This is a genomic window from Oceanobacillus indicireducens (assembly GCF_014647195.1).
Classification (GTDB): Bacteria; Bacillota; Bacilli; order Bacillales; family Amphibacillaceae; genus Oceanobacillus; species Oceanobacillus indicireducens.
In genome coordinates, this window is the sequence record NZ_BMOS01000080.1 from 1 (window position 1) to 958 (window position 958).

1 protein-coding gene is annotated in these 958 nt (G+C 38.2%); it reads left to right on the forward strand.

The window, feature by feature from the left end:
* Positions 1–290: 290 nt before the first annotated feature.
* Positions 291–958 (forward strand): IS110 family RNA-guided transposase (locus IEX94_RS19480; protein WP_188859920.1); only part of this gene is annotated, 668 nt, incomplete at its 3' end.

Sequence of the window (958 nt, forward strand, 5' to 3'; positions counted from 1 at the left end):
CCCCACTGAAACAATCATGGCTACGCTTTGCGTATCCACAAACTATAATGAAAATAAATCCTAAGCCCAATCAGAGTATTACTCATGCAAATTATGGGAATTGATATAACAACAATACGACCAGGCCGTTAACATACTGGTAGACCTTTTATGAAGGTACCCTGACACTGAAACTGGTTGTGAAAGTAGAAAAGTACAAACTATTGTGCCTCGAGCATGTATACAAAAATTTTGATTTATCATTACTTTCACCTGTATTGTTAAATATATCAAGATAAGGTGGTACTCCCATGGAAGCAATGATTGAACGATGTGCAGGCCTAGATGTACATCAAAAAAGTGTTGTAGCTTGCGTTTTATATGGCTCTTTAGATAAAAGGCCGAAAAAGGAAATCAAGACTTTCCAAACTACTACAAGTGGGTTATTAGAATTAAATGATTGGCTCACCTCCATGAAAGCAACAGATGCAGTGATGGAAAGCACAGGCGTCTATTGGAAACCGATTTGGAATATTCTCGAGGGGAATTTTCAACTTATACTCGCTAATGCAAAGCATGTTAAAAACGTTCCCGGTCGTAAAACAGATGTAAAAGATGCGGAATGGCTCGCAAAGCTTCTACGATCTGGACTTATTGAAAGTAACTTTGTTCCTCCAGAAGACATCCGTGATTTACGGGATCTCACACGATATCGGACAAAACTAGTACACAATTGTACACAAGAAAAAAATCGTATCCATAAGATTTTACAAGACGCAAATATTAAACTGACTTCCGTTCTTTCTGATATTTTTGGAGCATCTGGACGACGGATTCTAAAAGCAATCATCAGTGGAGAAAAAATGGAAGAGGATTCTCTTCGTCATATTGTACACCCCAAAACAAGGGCAAGTATTTCAGAGATTGCAGATACAATAAATGGTCGCTTACGTCGTCATCATCGCTATATGTTACGCCA